This window comes from Vibrio halioticoli NBRC 102217 (assembly GCF_000496695.1).
In the GTDB taxonomy this organism is placed as follows: Bacteria; Pseudomonadota; Gammaproteobacteria; order Enterobacterales; family Vibrionaceae; genus Vibrio; species Vibrio halioticoli.
In genome coordinates, this window is record NZ_BAUJ01000060.1 from 15,480 (window position 1) to 33,537 (window position 18,058).

Consider the following 18,058-nt stretch of genomic DNA (forward strand, 5'->3'; position numbering starts at 1 on the left):
GATTGTAGCATAGGAGTTTTATAGAAGTGAAAGCTAGATTAGACCAGCTTCTAATAACGCCGCACGTAGCGCATCAGCACGTTTACGGTTCACCCCAAAGTCTGAGTGACCTGTACGTGATTCTGAGCGCACGATGAGCTTGTCATCAATGATACGAAGCTCTAGATCGTCGACAAAACGAAATACCTTACTGGTGTATTCAATGCGTAGGTAATTTTCTTGTCTATCCGCGGTTTTTGCTCGGCCTAAGCCAAGTGCCACGCTTTCTATGGCCTCTAAAGTGGTATCAGGTTTTAGCACAAATGGAGCTAAAGCGTATTTCTCTCTGCCGTCTTGAGTTGAGACACAATTGGGCTTGTCAGCGCAGGGCTGAATACTTCTATCTGACATTGTGCTCTCTCCGTTGCTACATCCTACGGCAAGGGTTGTTGCCATGAGTAATGCGAGTGGTTTAAACATGAGTCTATCAATCCGTTGTTAGTGTGGAATTGCTCAGCACTGTGTCCTTAGTGCATGAAGTTTATATGTTGTGTTTAAATACAATAACTTAACGTTATTTTTACAAGTTAAGTTTAAAACAGACAAAGGTCAAGAGGCTTATGCAAACTCTTTATTAAAAAGAAGAAAGGAAGGGGATTTAGGTGGTGGTATAAAAAAGGCCAGCGGTGTTAAGGCTGGCCAAAGATTGGAATCTTAAGATTTAATTATTCTGAAAGCATTAGCGAGTTAGCTTTTGCTTCTAAGTTAGAGCTTTGCATTAGGTATTTGTCGATAGCGATTGCACACTCACGACCTTCATTGATACAACGAACCACCAAAGATTGGCCAGTACGCATATCACCTGCTGCAAATATACCTTTTTGGTTAGTCGCAAAGCCTTCGGCTGCCACATTACCACGTTCATCAAGTTTGATGTCCAGTTGAGCTAGCACGCCAGTAGGTTCTGGGTGTAAAAAGCCCATAGCCAAGAAAGCAAGATCACAAGGGATCACACGTTCACTGCCGGCAACTTCTTCAAAACTAGGACGTTCGCCAGGAGCAGCATCTTGCCAAACGATGTCAGCAATGCGCAGACCTGTTACTTCACCTTTATCATTCGCGATAAACTCTTTGGTCAGAATGTTCCAGTGACGCTCACAACCTTCTTCGTGAGAAGTGGTTGTTTTCATGATCATTGGATACTGAGGCCAAGGCATATTCGCTGGGCGTTTCTCTGGTGGGATCGGCATGATCTCTACCTGAGTAATGCTGGCGGCTTTATGACGGTTAGAGGTACCCACACAGTCAGAACCTGTATCACCACCACCGATAACCACAACATGTTTACCTGCCGCGTGAATTTCTTCACCTTTAAGATCCATCTCATTAGCACGGCGGTTGTTTTGACCTAGGAATTCCATGGCGAAGTGCACGCCTTTTAATTCACGACCAGGAATTGGCAGATCGCGAGGAACCGTAGAGCCACCGGTTAGCAAGACAACATCGAAGTCTTGACGCAGTTGTTGTGCGTTGATGTCGACACCAATGTGCGCATTCACTTCAAACTTAACGCCGGCTTCAGCCATTAGGTTGATCTTACGATCAATGATGTCCATACCTAGCTTAAAGTCCGGGATACCAAAGCGCAGTAGACCACCCACTTTCTCGTCACGTTCAAATACTGTTACGCAGTGACCAGCACTGTTTAACTGTTCTGCTGCGGATAAACCGGCAGGGCCACTACCGATAATGGCAACACTTTTACCTGAACGAGAACGTGGTTTCTTAGGTTTGGCATAACCTTCTTTGTAGGCACGCTCAACAATAGTCTTCTCAATGTTACAGATGGTAATAGGATCTTGGTTGATACCTAGTACACAGGCTGTCTCACAAGGAGAAGGGCACACACGACCTGTAAATTCAGGGAAGTTGTTCGTAGAACTTAGGATGTTCCACGCTTCTTCCCAGCTGTCGCGATATACCGCATCATTGAATTCAGGAATGATGTTACCGATAGGGCAACCGCTGTGGCAGAAAGGTACGCCACAGTCCATACAACGTGATGCCTGAGTATTGATTTTGTCACCAAACTCTTCGTTTAGCACAAATTCTTTGTTGTCTTCGATACGAACAGACGGGTCGCGTTTTTGTGGAAGCTCACGACCGTGCTCCAGAAATCCAGTAGGCTTACCCATGATTAAACTGCCTCCGCTTCGGTTTGTTGCTGCGCTGCTTTGTTCTTTTGCAGAACTGCTTTGTAGTCACGAGGCATTACTTTCGCCAATGACTGCAAGTTCACTTCAAAGTTGTCTAAGAAAGACTGAGCGACTTCACTTCCTGTGAATTGTACGTGTTTAGTTAGCATGTCTTGCAGTAGTGCTTTGTCTTCTGCATCGATAGGGTCGATATCGACCAACTCGCTATTGAGCTTAGTTTCAAAGTTGCCGTCTTTATCCCAAACATAAGCGATACCGCCACTCATGCCTGCGGCAAAGTTACGACCGGTAGAGCCAAGGATAATCGCGATACCGCCAGTCATGTATTCACAACCGTGATCACCGACACCTTCCACCACGACTTTCGCGCCAGAGTTACGTACACAGAAACGCTCGCCCGCTAGACCGCGGATGAATGACTCACCCGAAGTTGCGCCGTAGAAACATACGTTACCTACAACGATATTGTCTTCAGGAACGATATTCGACTTCGCATCCGGATAAAGCACTAGCGTACCGCCAGATAAACCTTTACCCCAGTAATCGTTCGCGTCGCCCTCAACCTCAAACTTAACGCCCTTGGCAAGGAAAGCACCAAATGATTGGCCTGCGCTACCATTGAACTTAACGTTCATTGGTTGTGGCAATCCTTGGTCTTTGTACACTTTCGAAATTTCGTTAGACAACATTGTGCCCACGCTTCGGTCAGTGTTGATGATTGGGAATTCAGCGCTTACTGCCGTACCTTTTTCTAGTGCTGGAATCGCAGTTTGAATCAGTTTGCGATCCAAGACATCTTCAAGATTGTGGTTTTGTTCAGTCTGGTTGTATACGCCATCTTCAGCACGCGCAGGTTCAATGTGTAGAACTGGCGATAGGTCGAGGTTTTGGTATTTCCAGTGGCCGATACCGTCACGAACTTTCAGTTTCTGTGATTGACCTACCATCTCTTGAATTGTACGGAAACCTAGTTCAGCCATGATTTCACGTAGACCTTCAGCCATGTATTGGAAGAAAGTCACCACATCATCTACGCGACCATCAAAGCGCTCACGTAGCGTTTTGTTTTGCGTAGCGATACCAACAGGACAGGTGTTCTTATGACACTTACGCATCATGATACAACCTTCAACAACCAGTGCAGCCGTTGCCACGCCCCATTCTTCTGCGCCTAATAGAGTCGCAACAGCAAGGTCACGAGGTGTTTTCATCTGACCATCAGACTGAACAACGATACGGTTACGTAGGCCGTTTTTCAGTAGTGTTTGGTGTGTTTCAGCTAGACCCAATTCCCACGGTAAACCTGTGTGACGAATTGAAGACATAGGTGAAGCACCTGTACCACCATCAAAACCTGCAATCAGAACCACATCGGCTTTAGCTTTTGCAACACCTGAAGCGATAGTACCTACGCCTGCTTCCGATACCAGTTTCACGTTTACGCGACCGTTACGGTTAGCATTTTTCAAGTCGTAGATAAGCTGAGCTAAATCTTCGATTGAGTAAATATCGTGGTGTGGTGGTGGTGAAATTAGACCAACTCCTGGAGTGGAGTGACGAGTTGCACCAATCCAGTCATCAACTTTATCGCCCGGTAGCTGACCACCTTCACCTGGTTTCGCACCTTGCGCCATCTTGATCTGAATTTCTTCAGAGTTGGTTAGGTAGTATGAGGTTACACCGAAGCGTCCAGAAGCCACCTGTTTGATTGCTGAACGTTCCCAATCACCGTTTTCTTTACGTTCGAAACGAGATGGGTCTTCGCCGCCTTCACCAGAGTTTGATTTAGCGCCAATACGGTTCATCGCAACAGCAAGGGTTGAGTGAGCTTCGTAAGAGATAGAACCAAACGACATTGCACCTGTAGCAAAGCGTTTAAGGATAGCTTCAATTGGCTCGACTTCTTCTAGCGGAATAGAACCTGCTGGGTTCTTAACAAAGTCCAATTGGCTACGCAGTGTGGCTGCATTATCACCTTGGCTATCAACTGCTTGGGTGTATTGCTTAAACTGGTCAAAGTCTTTGTTACGAGTTGATTGCTGTAGCAATGAAATAGTTTCAGGGTTAAACAAGTGTTTTTCACCACGTTGTTTCCACTGATAAACACCGCCAACATCAAGCAATTGCACTGGGATTTCACGGGTTGGGTAACCAATGCGGTGACGCACGATCACTTCTTTAGCGATGTCATCGATAGTCAAACCTTGAATACGAGACACAGTACCAGTGAAGTATTTGTCGACTACCGATTTGCTCACACCAAGTGCTTCAAAGATTTGCGCACCGTGGTAAGACTGCAAGGTAGAGATACCCATCTTAGAGAAGATCTTCAATAAGCCGCCGTTAACGCCTTTACGGTAGTTCTCGAACAAGTCTTTAATGTGCGCTTCAGGGTCTAGTTTCTTAGTACGCTGCAGATCAGCAAGTGTTTCGATGACTAGGTATGGGTTAACTGCGTTCGCACCGTAACCAATTAGCGTTGCAAAGTGGTGTGTTTCGCGAGCATCGCCGGTTTCTACCACGATGTCACATTTAGCACGTAGGCCTTTGCGAATTAGGTGGTGGTGAACTGCGCCTACCGCCAGCATAGCTGGAATAGCGGCATGGTTTGAGTTAACCGCACGGTCAGTCAGCAAGATAATAGAGTACCCGTCGATGACAGCATCTTCTGCGTACTGGCAAATACGTTTTAGGGCGCGTTCTAGCTTGCCTTTATCTTCACTGGCTTGGAATACGATATCTAGCGTTTTTGACTGTAAGTGCTCATTATCAATAGCACGTAGCTTCTCAAGTTCAGAGTTAGACAGAACCGGAGACTCTAGTTCTACTTTTTGACAGTGTTCAGGGGTCTCAGTCAGTAAGTTCTGATCTTTACCTAGGTAAGTGTTCAGAGACATAACCATACGCTCACGAATCGGATCGATTGGTGGGTTAGTTACCTGAGCAAACAACTGCTTAAAGTAGTTAGAAAGGTGTTGCGACTGGTGCGACAAAATCGCTAGTGGCCAGTCAGCGCCCATAGCAGAAAGTGGCTCTTTGCCGTCTTTTGCCATTGGCACAATAATTTCGTTTACTTCTTCAGAGCTTACGCCAAACGATTGTTGTTTGTGTAGCAAGCGCTCAGGAGAAGGTTGGTTGAATTCGTTTTCTGCATCTGGCAGTTTTTTCAGGCTCAGTAGATTCTCTTCAACCCATGTTTCATATGGCTGAGCATTGGCAATTGAATCTTTTACTTCTTCATCTGAAATGATGCGACCTTGTTCTAGATCGGCAACAAAGATACGACCCGGTTGCAGACGACCACGGAACTCAACGTTTTCTGGTTCAATTTCAACTACGCCAGACTCAGATGCCATCACTAGGAAGTTATCTTTGGTTACTGTGTAGCGAGAAGGACGTAGGCCGTTACGGTCTAGCGTTGCACCTACTTGTACACCATCAGTAAAACATACTGATGCAGGGCCATCCCATGGTTCCATAATATTGGCGTGGTACTGGTAGAAAGCACGACGCTTAGGATCCATGTTTTTGTTCTCTTGCCATGCTTCAGGAATCAGCATCATAAGAGCATGTGGCAGAGTACGGCCAGATAGAACAAGAAGCTCTAGTGCCATATCGAAGTTAGATGAATCTGAGCTGCCTTCTTGACAGATAGGCAGTAGCATATCAATTTCAGCTTGGCTGAAAAGGTCAGACTCAAGGATAGCTTCACGTGCTTTCATCCAATTCAAGTTACCGCGAACAGTGTTAATTTCACCATTGTGCGCAATGTAACGGAAAGGCTGAGCCAAACGCCATCTTGGGAAGGTGTTGGTTGAGAAACGTGAGTGAACCAAGGCAAGCGCTGTTACCATGGTTGGATTTTGTAGATCAAGGAAGTACTGAGGTACTTGCTCTGTGGTTAGCTGACCTTTATATACCAGTGTCTTATAAGACAAAGAGTTAATGTAGAAGTCATCACCAATGTTAGACACGCTTTCTAGGCATACGCGAACGGTGTAGTTACGTAGAACATACAGCTTTCTTTCTAGCTCTTCAGGCGTTGTGCTTGGGCCACCAGTAATGAATACATGTTCAAACTGTGGTTCAGTACTTAGTGGGTCGGCACCCAGCATAGAGTTATCCGTAGGTAAAACACGGTAACCCAGTACTTCCAAATCAAGACGTTGTGCGTTGCGTTCTAAAATGTCACGACATTGTGCGCGTTTATGCTCATCACGAGGGAAAAGCACCACGCCCACGCCGTACTGTTCAAAGGACGGTAGGCGAACGCCTAACTTAACGGTTTCTTCTAATAGAAACTCATGCGGTTTTTGCAGCAGTATACCTGCGCCATCACCTGAACATGGATCACAGCCTTGACCACCACGGTGTTCCATTCTGGCTAGCATATCTAATGCTTGTGTGACAACTCGATGTGACTTGCGGTTTTTGAGGTGTGCTACAAAACCGATACCACAAGCGTCATGCTCCAGTTCGGGAGTATATAAACCCTGAGCTGATTGCTCTTTATCCAACATAGGTAAATCCTTCCAATCTAATGTGACAAGGGGGAGTGATCCCGCGTCATTGTTCCTTATAATTGTCTCTAAAAGGGCTAATGGGTGTGAAATTAGCCTGCTTCCATTCCGTCTCTCGCTGAAAAGTTCGCGAAAAAAACATTCCTTGGTCATTTCCAGTAGTTAGCTTCTGATTAATAGAATCTTATAAAGGCAGGAGCGGAATATGACCGACTATTCATCTAAAAACGGCATCTTAAATGAGGCGATATTAGGCAATAGTTGTAACTATCCTACAATTTTGTCTAGCTGAATTCCAACGAAAGTTTCATCAAAAGTGGATTTTTTATGAACAAGTGTCTATAGCATCCAGTTAACATTTGTGCGTTTATATTTACACGCAAACCTTTGCGTGACCATATAGCCTCAAATACCTCGTTCGATAAAAACTTGCGGAGATGTTAGAATACGCGGCTTATTAATGAAGGGATGTAATTTAGTTTCATGACAGGGTGTCAGGGTACAAAGTCATCATAGGTGAAATTTCATGCAGTTACACGAACTCGTCAATACTCTCGGACAAGATTTACAGCGTCGTTATGGCGAAAAAGTTCATAAACTGACTCTGCATGGTGGATTCAGTTGCCCTAACCGTGATGGAACTATAGGGCGCGGTGGTTGTACTTTCTGTAACGTCTCTTCATTTGTTGACGAAACCACTCAAACTCAGGCAATAGAAGTTCAGTTAAGCGACCGCTCTAAAGAGATAGCTCGAGCAAAAAAATATTTTGCTTATTTTCAGGCCTACACCAACACCTTCGCTGAAGTGCAAACACTAAGAAAAATGTATGAAGAAGCACTTGAGTCGGCTGATATAGTGGGGCTGTGTGTGGGCACTCGTCCAGACTGCGTTCCTGATGCGGTGATGGACTTGCTGGTGGAGTATAAAGAGCAAGGTTATGAAATCTGGTTAGAGCTAGGTTTACAGACAGCCAACAATGACACTTTAAAGCGTATTAACCGTGGACATGATTTTGAATGCTATGCCGAAATCACCAAAAAGGCGCGCGCCAACGGCATTAAAGTGTGTACGCACTTAATTGTGGGCCTACCAAAAGAAACCAAGCAAGATAATATCGAAACATTACATAAAGTATTAGATGTGGGTACCGATGGCATTAAATTACACAGCTTACATATTGTCGAAGGCAGTACTATGGCTAAAGCATGGAAAGCCGGCAAATTGGAATCTCTAGAACTGGAAGAGTATGTCAGCATTGCTTCTGAGCTAATTAGAATGACCCCTCCAGAGGTGGTGTATCACCGAGTTTCTTCTGCGGCGCGCAGACCAACATTACTTTCCCCGCTATGGTGTGAAAACCGTTGGTTGGCGATGACCGAGATCGGCCGCGCATTAGATAGAGAAGGGGCGCAAGGCTCTCTTTTAAATAATCCGTTTGTATTTACTCAACCAGTGTTAAAGCTAACCTCAGTGAATAACTGAAGATCCCCCTATTAAATAGTTGATGTCTCGACTTTACTTCTAAAATACCTTCTTGCCTTACTTACTTTTACAGTCAGGCAAGATAAACTAATGGCAGTTACAGCAAATGGACTGCTTGATGAAACCATTGAAAACTTACTCTCGATATTATGTCGATCTTCTCGTTCGATTAGGGATCTTCCGATTCTCTTTCCTGCTTGCTCTTGGCCTGATTACTTTAGCTATTTTAGTTCAAGTGGGTATCAGTTGGATTTTAGGAGAAACTTTCGAATATAAACATGCGCTGCGTTCGCTCGCCTTTGGCCTGATTATGACCCCCTGTGCGGTCTATTTTATCTCTATAGTGGTCGATCAATTAGAGGAATCTCGTCGTAAACTCTCTAAGTTGGTCTCTGAGCTCAGTGATATGCGAGAACGCGACCTCGATCTCAATGAAAAGCTCACCCATAACTTAAAACAATTAAACCTTGAGATGAAAGAGCGCCTGTCTGCGGAAGAGTCCCGTGAACAGGCTATGCTCGATCTTGAGCATGAAGTGTTTCAAAGAGAGGCGACTCAGATAGCGCTTGCTGAGAGAACCGCTTTATTACGTTCATTTATCGATGCTTGTCCTGATTTATTTTATTACCGCACCGCCGATGGTGTTTTTTCTGGTTGTAACCATGCGGTTGAGAAACTCACCGGTAAAACGGAAAAAGAGCTGGTTGGATTAACTCCATGGCAGGTTTATAAGAAAGAAATCGCGCAACAGATCGTCGAAACAGATCAAATCGTATTTGAAAACCTCGAAGAGCTTATCTACGAACAGTGGCTTGAGTACCCTGGTGGTCGTAAAGCGTATTATGAATTACGAAAAGTCCCTTTCTTTAATAAAGAAGGGCGTCATTTAGGTTTAGTTGGGTTTGGGCGTGATATTACCGAGCGTAAATTGAACGAAAAATCCCTAGAAAAAGCCAGTCGCGATAAAACCACCTTTATCTCGACCATTAGTCATGAGTTGCGAACGCCATTAAATGGCATAGTAGGTTTAAGCCGAATGCTGCTAGGTACTAGCTTAGATAAAGAGCAGCGTCAGTATATGCAAACCATCAACATTAGCGCGATTACGCTAGGGCATATCTTTAACGATATTATTGATATAGATAAGTTTGATCGCAATAAGTTAGAGTTAGTTCCTTCTGAACTCAGTTTTAATAGCTTCATTACTGAATTGGACAGTCTGTCTCGCTTAATGGCAGAGCAAAAGAACCTACGTTTTGAACTCGAACGTCTTACCGACATGCCTGACAACATCATTGTGGATGCGACTCGTCTACGACAAGTGTTATGGAACTTAATCAGCAACGCAATCAAGTTCACCTCAGAGGGTGGGGTATTTGTTAATGTAAGTGCAGAACCTTTGCAAAATAACGAAGTTGCCATTCGCTTTGAGATTGAAGACAGCGGTATTGGTATTCCTGAGTCAGAACTTGAGAAAATATTTGCCATGTATTATCAGGTGAAATCTGAAGGGGGCAATCTGCACGCTGTAGGCTCAGGGATTGGCTTAGCGGTATCTCAATCACTTATGAGAAAGATGGGCGGCGATATCTACGCCACCAGTGAAGTGGGGCATGGCAGTACCTTCTATGTTGAATTTACCGCACCTTCTGGCGCACCTATTATAGATAAATTAGAAGAAACGACAGAACCTGTGCAACGTCCACTTTCTATTTTCATGGTTGAAGATATTGAACTCAACGTTACAGTAGCACGCTCTTTATTGACCAGTTTTGGCCACAAAGTCGATGTGGCAATGACAGGTACAGAAGCATTGAGTAAGTTTGAGCCTACCGACTACGACTTGGTGTTATTAGATATACAATTGCCCGATATGACAGGCTTTGAGATCGCTACAGAACTGCAAAGTCGCTATACCAACTTACCGCCAATAGTGGCGCTGACGGCTAACTTAGTAAAAGACAAAACCGCCTATAGAGAAGCGGGTATGCAAGACGCAATAAGCAAACCGTTGTCGGCTAAAGCATTGCGCAAGATTTTAAATAAACTGTGTTATCTCGATGAGCAAATTATCGAAGAGAAAACCCATGCTACTAAAGCGGTACTAGAAGAGCCTACAATCGAAAAAACACCGTTGGATGTGCTAATCGATAAAGAAATGCTACGTTCATATATCGAAATCGTAGGGAAAAAACCGGTACTGGAGAGTGTGCAATTATTTGAAGATATGATGCCAGATTATGTGGCTATTTTAGATTCTAATTTAGCGGCTAAAGACAAAGATGCCATTGTGTCTGAGGCGCATAAAATTAAAGGTGCTGCAGGCTCTGTGGGCCTAAAGCGTATTCAAATGGTCGCTCAGCAAGCTCAATCTCCAGAGCTACCTGCATGGTGGGAAAATATTAATGACTGGATCGACGAGATAAAAGAGAGTTACCTTGGTGATATTGAGGTTGTGAAAGATTGGATTGAGCAAGAGTTTGATAAATAATAAGATCAGCAATGATTACATTTATAGTAATTTGCGAATAGGAATTAGCGATGAAAGTTAAAGTTTTAAGTGCACTATTATTGAGCTCTACGCTCTTATTTGGTTGCGCTTCAATATGTCATGCTCCGTGGGATACCGCGTCAGCAACATCAACAGTCGAGCAGACAAAAGTGACACTGGAAGCGAATATGTGGGGCAATAAAATGCCCACTATTGGCGAGACGGCTTCATCGGCTCCGTTGCATGGTAATTTAGTCTTAACCTCAGATAAAACTATCCCAGCAGATCTGGCGGTAACGGCTATCTGGGTTCGCTATGCAGGTGAAACATTCCTTATTGATGAAGATGCATTTGATGTTGAAGCTATCAACGAGAAACAGTGGAAGATTTCTTTCAAACAAGATGAAGGTTATAACGATAGCGCTACTGCCGCTGATGTTGCGGTTGAGCTAAAAGGTGAAACGCAAAAAGTATGGTTAATTGATCAAGCTGTAGACGTGGATGCCATTTATTAGTTCGCTTAGCCTAAGCAACAGACCTAAAAAAACCCAGTTTAAAAACTGGGTTTTTATAATCAATTCAGGATTGATTATGCGTCTAAATCACCACAAAAACGGTAGCCTTCACCGTGAATAGTAGCGATGATTTCAGGAGTGCCCGCAACTGATTCAAAGTGCTTACGAATGCGACGAATCGTAACATCTACAGTACGGTCATGAGGTTTAAGCTCACGTCCTGTCATTTTTTTCAATAATTCTGCGCGAGTTTGGATTTTTCCTGGGTGCTCACAGAAGTGCAGTAATGCACGGAATTCTGAGCGAGGAAGTTTGTAACTTTCGTTATTTGGGTTAACCAAAGAACGGCTGTTAATATCTAGAACCCAACCGTTGAATGTGTATTTCTCAACGTTTTTGCTCTCTTCGCCTTCTTTACTAACGCTCATTGAACGAGATAGAAGGTTACGAGCACGAATAGTCAGTTCACGAGGATTGAAAGGTTTAGTGATGTAATCATCAGCACCGATTTCAAGTCCTAAAATTTTATCGACTTCATTGTCACGGCCAGTTAGGAACATAAGAGCGACATTGGCTTGCTCTCTCAATTCACGAGCTAAAAGTAAACCGTTTTTGCCTGGTAAATTGATGTCCATGATCACTAGGTTTACTGAATTTTCAGAAATCACTTGATGCATAGAATCGCCATCTGTTGCTTCGAATACGCTGTATCCTTCTGCTTCAAATATGCTTTTTAGTGTACTGCGAGTTACTTGTTCGTCTTCAACGATAAGAATGTTAGGGGTTTGCATTGGCTCTACCTAAACTATGTGTAATTGATTTTTATTAATAAATTCTAGGCAAAAAATAACATCAAGGTAATCATTTGTGTGCGTATGTAATGCACTCGATGATTTCATTGCACCTTAACATCCCCCTCCTTGGAAATTTCACAAGGTACTTAAAATCCGATAGTACCTTTCATTCTTGGCCAAATTAATTGCGCATCATACCGACTTAACAGCTTTCTAACAATCAAATGTTGTTAATTTATTTTACTTTATTGATTTAAATCAATCGTTAATTTTAACAAATAAGTGAAAACGACTCTCGATTCTGTGATCAATATCGATATTTTGTGCTAGGCGCTAGTATTCATTAAATAAGAACAAGGTGCAATAGTTGCATTAGTGTGAAATTTGTACATAAATCCCGTTTAAAAGCTAAAACCAAGTCTTACTTCTATTGCACTTTGCCACTCTTCATAGTCTAAAGTTGCCTTCAAATTTAAGCTTTCAGTTAACATATATTTGCCAGACAGTTCTGCCCCCATATAGTCGCTAATGCTTACTGCTTCTGCGTCTGGCGAGGCATAGATAGCACTATTCAAAGAGAGTTTGTTACTAAAATGGTAGTTCACACCACTTAAAAAATCGCGACTTGATTGACGATCGACTGAGCCAGAAATTCGTGTTGCAACATAAAGATCGATATTTTCGAAAACTGAGTATGCATAGCCGGTATCGACACGCCACTCATCAAATTGCTCACCCGATCCAGGAATAGCAGACATAAATAAGCGATGTGGGGATTGGTTATTCAATGCGTGGATGTTTGAGTCCTGCGGGACGGCGTTGTCAAAGTCTGTAGCACTATAGGCGGTGGTAGTGAAAAGAGTAAATAGAATGGGCACGAGCAAAAGCAGTTGATAACGAAAAAATAATCGCATTTTGTCCCCTTATTCATCCTTGAAGAATATCAATTATGGGTGTGGATAAGAGGAATTTCCATGCTAACGCTTATAAATAATTTGTTTACCTTATGTTATTGTGATGAAGACAGTTCCTATTTCAAATTTTTAGCTTTGATGTCTATACTTTCCTCCCATTTTTGTTGATGAAAATGGGAATTTGTCCATTTTTGTTAATTTATCATTGACGGATTAAAGCAAAATAGGTAATTCTAGAGTTAGACATATTTAGAAAACAGATAGAACAGTAATGCAAAACACACGTAGCCTGATTACCCGAATCATTATTACCGACACCACCAGTGTTGGGGCAGGCTGCTGAAAGAAAACTTTTACAAAAAAGGCCTGTATCCCACCAGATACAGGCCTTTTTTATTGCAATTTTTAGCTCAGGGAGAATGGAATGCGAGTATTAAAGTTTGGAGGATCGTCGTTATCGGATGCAAGTAGGTTTTTGCGTGCGGCGAATATTATTGCAAGTAATGCGGATCAAGAGGAGTTGGCGGTTGTCTTATCTGCTCCAGGAAAAACCACCAATAAACTAGTCGCAATTATCAACTCTGCGCTAGAGAAGCAAGATGTAGAACCTCTGATCAATGACTTACGAAACTCTTTTATAGAATTATCGAACAACATCAAACAAGAGCTACCTCATATTCAGTTAGACGCTTTCTCGGCTCAAGTTGAAGAATCACTAGGCAACTTAGTTGAGTTTGTGCAAGGTATTAAGCTATTGGGCATGTGCCCAAACAACGTTAATGCGCGCATCATTAGTAAAGGTGAAAAAGTTTCTATTCGCTTAATGAAAGCGGTATTAGAAGCTAAAGGACAAGCCGCGGGTCTGATTGATCCTGTGCAATACCTTTATGCGAAAGGTGATTACCTAGAAGCTATGGTAGACGTTGAAGTCTCGACGCAGAACTTCGTGCAATCACCATTACCAAAAGATGAAGTGCATCTAATGCCGGGCTTTACCGCAGGTAACGCTAAGGGCGAACTGGTTACTCTTGGACGTAATGGCTCAGATTATTCTGCGGCGGTATTGGCGGCTTGTTTACGTGCCGATTGCTGTGAAATTTGGACTGATGTAGACGGCGTGTATAACTGTGATCCGCGCTTAGTTGAAGACGCACGCCTCCTTAAATCGTTAAGTTACCAAGAAGCGATGGAGCTTTCTTATTTTGGCGCTTCAGTGCTGCATCCAAAAACCATCGCCCCGATTGCGCAGTTTAATATTCCTTGTCTGATCAAAAACAGCTTCAACCCACAAGGGCCGGGCACTTTAATCGGCCTAGATACCGGTGAAGATAATTTAGATATCAAAGGCATCACGACCTTAAACGACCTGACTATGGTTAATGTGTCAGGCCCTGGCATGAAAGGTATGGTGGGTATGGCAAGTCGCGTATTTGGCGCGATGTCTTCTGCCGGTATCTCGATTGTACTGATTACTCAATCTTCTTCTGAATACAGCATTAGCTTCTGTATTGAAGCGGTCGATCGCCTGCGTGCTCAAGCGGTATTGGAAGAAGCGTTTGAACTTGAACTAAAAGATAACTTGTTGGAGCAAATCGAGTTCATCAATGATGTGGCGATTTTGACTCTGGTTGGCGACGGTATGCGCACTTCTCGTGGTGTGGCTTCTAAGTTCTTTACCTCGTTAACTCAAGTAAATGTCAACATTGTGGCTATTGCTCAAGGCTCTTCTGAGCGCGCTATTTCAGCTGTAATCCCTGAAAACAAAATTGCTAAAGCGATTAAAGCGTGTCACGAAAACCTATTTAATTCTAAACACTTCATCGACTTATTTGTGGTTGGTATTGGTGGTGTTGGTGGTGAGTTTGTCGATCAGGTCGCTCGTCAGCAGCAAAAACTTGCTAGCAAAGGCATTGTGATGCGCGTGTGTGCCTTAGCCAATAGCCAAGGCATGTTACTTGATGGCGAAGGCTTAGAGCTCGATCAATGGCGTGATCGTATGGGAGATGCTAGTGAGAAATTCTGCATTTCATCATTGAGCGCTATGGTGCAGCGCAATCACATCATTAACCCAGTATTAGTTGATTGTACCTCTAGTGAAAACGTAGCCGGTCAGTACGCTGACTTCCTACAAGCTGGCTTCCATGTGGTGACGCCAAACAAGAAAGCAAACACAGCGAGCATGTCGTACTACCATCAATTGCGTCAAGTTGCGCGTGCTTCAAGACGTAAACTTATGTATGAAACTACGGTAGGCGCAGGCTTACCTGTTATCGAGAACCTGCAAAACCTAATTAACGCGGGTGATGAACTGGTTAAGTTTAACGGCATTTTGTCGGGTTCAATGTCCTTTATCTTTGGCAAATTAGATGAAGGTATGACGTTGAGTGAAGCGACAAAAGTAGCCATGGATAACGGCTTTACAGAGCCTGATCCTCGCGACGATTTATCGGGTATGGACGTGGCACGTAAGCTGCTTATTTTGGCTCGTGAAACCGGTATGTCGATTGAACTTGAAGATGTCGTGGTTGATCAAGCATTGCCACCGGGTTTTGATGATTCTGGTTCTATTGCTGAGTTTGTAGCGCGTTTGCCTGAGGCGGATGCTTACTTTACGAATTTGTCCCAAGAAGCGGCTAAAGAAGGCAAAGTGCTTCGTTATGTGGGTGAGATTGCCGACGGTAAATGTCGAGTGGCTATCGCGGCGGTAGATGAGAACGATCCTCTATTTAAAGTAAAAGATGGTGAGAATGCTCTGGCATTTTACAGTCGTTACTATCAGCCAATTCCACTGGTTATGCGTGGTTACGGTGCTGGGACAGAGGTAACGGCGGCAGGTGTATTCTCTGATGTAATGCGTACATTGGGTTGGAAGTTAGGAATCTAAACATGAAAGAGAGTGTTTGCGTTTATGCTCCAGCATCTATCGGCAATGTCAGTGTCGGTTTTGATGTACTGGGCGCAGCAGTCTCTCCAATAGATGGCACATTACTTGGAGATCGAGTAATGGTTGCCACTGGAGAGTCAGAGTTTTCATTAAAAACAGCAGGGCGTTTTGTCAGTAAGTTACCTGCTGATGCGAAACAAAATATTGTGTATCGCTGCTGGCAAGTGTTTGCCACAGAAGTGGCGCGTAAAGGTGTCGCACTGCGCCACTTAGAGATGACTCTAGAGAAAAACATGCCTATTGGTTCAGGGCTTGGTTCTAGCGCTTGCTCTATTGTGGCGGCATTAGATGCGTTAAACCAATTTCATAATAACCCGCTTAATGAAACCGAGTTGCTGGCCTTGATGGGCGAGATGGAAGGTGAAATTTCTGGTGGTATCCATTTTGACAATGTCGCCCCTTGCTATCTTGGCGGCGTACAACTGATGGTAGAAGAACTGGGTATTATTAGCCAAGAAGTGCCTAGCTTTGATGATTGGTATTGGGTGATGGCGTATCCGGGAATCAATGTTTCAACGGCAGCCGCTCGTGAAATATTACCTGCTCAATATCGTAGACAAGATATTATTGCGCACGGTCGTCATTTAGCGGGCTTTATTCATGCCAGTTATTCTGGTCAATCAAAGCTAGCCGCTAAAATGATTAAAGACGTGATTGCTGAACCTTATCGACAGCGTCTGCTTCCTGGCTTCCCTGAAGCGAGAGAATACGCTGAAACAGTGGGCGCACTCACTTCTGGAATTTCTGGAAGTGGCCCCACAATGTTTACTATCTGTGATAGTTTAGAGGTTGCCGAAAGAGTGAAAGCTTGGCTTGAAACCAACTACGTACAAAATGATGAAGGATTCGTGCACATCTGCAAAATAGATCAGCAGGGCTCGAAGGGAACAGGAAGTAAATTATGAAGTTGTATAACATCAAAGAAAACGACGAACAGGTCTCATTTGGACAGGCTGTTCGACAAGGTTTAGGTCGTAACCAAGGACTATTCTTCCCAACGGATATTCCGAAGTTGGATAACATTGACGCTTTACTTGCTGAGGATTTTATCACTCGCAGTAGTAAAATATTGTCAGCATTGATTGGTGATGAACTCTCACAAGCGCAAGTTTCTGAGATGGTGAACTCTGCGTTTGAATTCCCTGCACCTATTAAGCAAGTAAAAGATGGCACTTACGCTTTGGAATTGTTCCACGGTCCAACACTAGCATTTAAAGATTTTGGTGGCCGCTTTATGGCGCAGTCACTGGCAACCGTTTCTGAAGGCGGCCAAATCACGATATTGACCGCGACTTCAGGTGATACTGGCGCGGCGGTAGCGCATGCTTTTTATGGTATGCCGAATATCAACGTTGTTATCTTGTATCCAAAAGGCAAAATCAGCCCACTACAAGAAAAACTCTTTTGTACTTTGGGCAAAAACATTCATACCGTGGCCATTGCTGGTGACTTTGATGATTGCCAATCTTTAGTTAAGAAAGCCTTTGATGACGAAGCACTTCGTCAAGAAATTGGTTTGAATTCAGCAAACTCAATCAATATCAGCCGTTTAATGGCGCAGATTTGTTATTACTTTGAAGCTGCTGCTCAACTGAGCAAAGAACAGCGTGAGAACCTAGTGATCTCTGTTCCAAGTGGTAACTTTGGTAACTTAACCGCAGGTCTGCTAGCCAAGGCTCTAGGCTTACCTATTAAGCGCTTCATTGCTGCCACTAATGCCAACGATACTGTTCCTCGTTACCTAAAAACGGGCAAGTGGGATCCAAAACCTACCGTTGCAACAACTTCAAACGCAATGGACGTTAGTCAACCCAATAACTGGCCGCGTATCGAAGAGCTTTGCCAACGTCAAGGTTGGGGCTTAGATACATTGGGCAGTGCTACTGTGACGGATGAGCAAAGTGCTGCAAGTGTTCGTGAACTCAATGACTTAGGCTACCTATGTGAGCCACATGGCGCGATAGCGTACCGTTCTTTACAAGAGCAACTTAATGATGGCGAAACAGGGCTATTCTTGTGTACAGCTCACCCTGCTAAGTTTAAAGAAGTAGTTGATGACATTTTAGGTAGTGATATTGAATTGCCGGGACCACTGGCGAAGCATGCGGTAATGGATCTATTGTCAGAAGATTTAGACAATGATTTTGAACGACTAAAAGCGGTACTAAGAAAAGTGCAGTAGTACATTTACCTTTATCAATA

At 43.7% G+C, this 18,058-nt stretch carries 12 protein-coding genes and 1 other annotated feature; of the genes, 7 read left to right on the forward strand and 5 right to left on the reverse strand.

From position 1 onward, the window contains the following. Nucleotides 1-33: 33 nt before the first annotated feature. Nucleotides 34-459 carry a DUF1499 domain-containing protein gene (locus VHA01S_RS15140; RefSeq protein ID WP_039971124.1) on the reverse strand — a complete coding sequence of 142 codons (426 nt, stop codon included), beginning with the start codon at nt 457-459 and terminating at the stop codon, nt 34-36. 70 nt (nt 460-529) lie between these two features. Between VHA01S_RS15140 and VHA01S_RS18420 the strand changes: the two genes are divergently transcribed. Then, nucleotides 530-697 (forward strand): hypothetical protein, encoded by a 168-nt coding sequence (locus VHA01S_RS18420; RefSeq protein WP_023405227.1) that lies wholly within the window; start codon nt 530-532, stop codon nt 695-697. A 7-nt stretch (nt 698-704) separates the two neighbouring features. Here the strand turns inward: VHA01S_RS18420 and VHA01S_RS15145 are convergent, their stop codons facing one another. Both VHA01S_RS15145 and gltB read right to left on the reverse strand, forming a co-directional pair. Beyond that, on the reverse strand, nt 705-2,174 hold the full coding sequence (locus tag VHA01S_RS15145) for a glutamate synthase subunit beta (RefSeq protein WP_023405228.1): 1,470 nt from the start codon (nt 2,172-2,174) through the stop codon (nt 705-707). A 2-nt stretch (nt 2,175-2,176) separates the two neighbouring features. Then, nucleotides 2,177-6,715: a glutamate synthase large subunit gene (gene gltB / locus VHA01S_RS15150; protein WP_023405229.1), complete on the reverse strand. Its 4,539-nt coding sequence runs from the start codon at nt 6,713-6,715 to the stop codon at nt 2,177-2,179. 526 nt (nt 6,716-7,241) lie between these two features. Here gltB and mnmL point away from each other — a divergent pair. From mnmL to VHA01S_RS15165, 3 genes are all read left to right on the forward strand, one after another. Next, on the forward strand, nt 7,242-8,198 hold the full coding sequence (gene mnmL / locus VHA01S_RS15155; protein ID WP_023405230.1) for a tRNA modification radical SAM protein MnmL/YtqA: 957 nt from the start codon (nt 7,242-7,244) through the stop codon (nt 8,196-8,198). 118 nt (nt 8,199-8,316) lie between these two features. Beyond that, nucleotides 8,317-10,689, forward strand: coding sequence for an aerobic respiration two-component sensor histidine kinase ArcB (gene arcB, locus VHA01S_RS15160; protein WP_023405231.1), 2,373 nt, complete (start codon nt 8,317-8,319; stop codon nt 10,687-10,689). A 50-nt stretch (nt 10,690-10,739) separates the two neighbouring features. Then, on the forward strand, nt 10,740-11,204 hold the full coding sequence (locus tag VHA01S_RS15165) for a hypothetical protein (protein ID WP_023405232.1): 465 nt from the start codon (nt 10,740-10,742) through the stop codon (nt 11,202-11,204). Nucleotides 11,205-11,278: 74 nt separating this feature from the next. Here VHA01S_RS15165 and arcA read toward each other — a convergent pair whose 3' ends face one another. Together arcA and VHA01S_RS15175 are read right to left on the reverse strand one after the other, a co-directional pair. After that, nucleotides 11,279-11,995 (reverse strand): two-component system response regulator ArcA, encoded by a 717-nt coding sequence (arcA, locus tag VHA01S_RS15170; protein WP_023405233.1) that lies wholly within the window; start codon nt 11,993-11,995, stop codon nt 11,279-11,281. Nucleotides 11,996-12,399: 404 nt separating this feature from the next. Then, nucleotides 12,400-12,912: a hypothetical protein gene (locus VHA01S_RS15175; protein ID WP_023405234.1), complete on the reverse strand. Its 513-nt coding sequence runs from the start codon at nt 12,910-12,912 to the stop codon at nt 12,400-12,402. Between the two features lie 281 nt (nt 12,913-13,193). Further along, nucleotides 13,194-13,309 (forward strand) — a sequence feature (Thr leader region). 27 nt (nt 13,310-13,336) lie between these two features. Here VHA01S_RS15175 and thrA point away from each other — a divergent pair. The 3 genes from thrA to thrC are packed head-to-tail and all read left to right on the forward strand — an operon-like array spanning nt 13,337 to nt 18,038. After that, complete coding sequence (thrA, locus tag VHA01S_RS15180) at nt 13,337-15,796, forward strand: bifunctional aspartate kinase/homoserine dehydrogenase I (protein ID WP_023405235.1); 2,460 nt, start codon at nt 13,337-13,339, stop codon at nt 15,794-15,796. 2 nt (nt 15,797-15,798) lie between these two features. Continuing rightward, nucleotides 15,799-16,761, forward strand: coding sequence for a homoserine kinase (thrB, locus tag VHA01S_RS15185; protein WP_023405236.1), 963 nt, complete (start codon nt 15,799-15,801; stop codon nt 16,759-16,761). Continuing rightward, on the forward strand, nt 16,758-18,038 hold the full coding sequence (thrC, locus tag VHA01S_RS15190) for a threonine synthase (protein WP_023405237.1): 1,281 nt from the start codon (nt 16,758-16,760) through the stop codon (nt 18,036-18,038). The genes thrB and thrC overlap by 4 nt, the downstream gene beginning before the upstream one ends. Nucleotides 18,039-18,058 lie beyond the last annotated feature (20 nt).